The 522-nt window shown below is 66.7% G+C and carries 1 pseudogene; it reads right to left on the bottom strand.

What is annotated here, in order from left to right:
- Positions 1-248, bottom strand: a pseudogene (locus C5N14_RS31495) (hypothetical protein); the annotation flags it as partial.
- Positions 249-522 lie beyond the last annotated feature (274 nt).

The raw sequence follows: 522 nt of genomic DNA, 5'->3' as shown, positions 1-522 counted from the left end.
TCGCGGTGCTCGTCACGATCGTCCCGGCCGGGGCTGTCGTCCTTGACGACCTGCTCGGCGGTGGACCACTTGAAGTTGTCCAGCCGGTTCATCCCCGCCGCCCCCGCGCCGGTGGCGGCGCCTACGGTGACGAGGCTGACGACGCCGGTCAGGCCGGCCACGCCGGTGGCGAGCCACAGCTTGCGGTGGCGCGGCGCCGCCCCGGTTTCCCGCGCCGTATCGGTGCTCTTCGGAAGGTAGTTGGACATCGGAGCTCTCTGCTCTCTCCTCGTACCAGACAAGGTGCTTCGCCATCGCGAGGCGCCTTGGCTACAAATCGGTTGTAGCTACTTAAGAACACCGTATGAGAATGTTCTTCGTAGCGGTGGCGTATCCGAAAGAACCGCACATTAGGTGTACGTCATGCCCAGGCTGGCCCTAATCCGGACGTAGCGCGCGGGGATGGCGCGCGAGGAGGACCCCTCCCGGTCGCCGGTGGGCGGTCGGAAGGGGCCTGTCTCCGCTATGTGGTGCAGCCTCGCC

Origin of the sequence: Micromonospora sp. MW-13 (genome assembly GCF_003434305.1) — a bacterium.
Lineage (GTDB): Bacteria > Actinomycetota > Actinomycetes > Mycobacteriales > Micromonosporaceae > Micromonospora.
The sequence above is the reverse complement of the archived record's forward strand: the minus strand, read 5'-3'. Positions and strand labels throughout refer to the sequence as shown.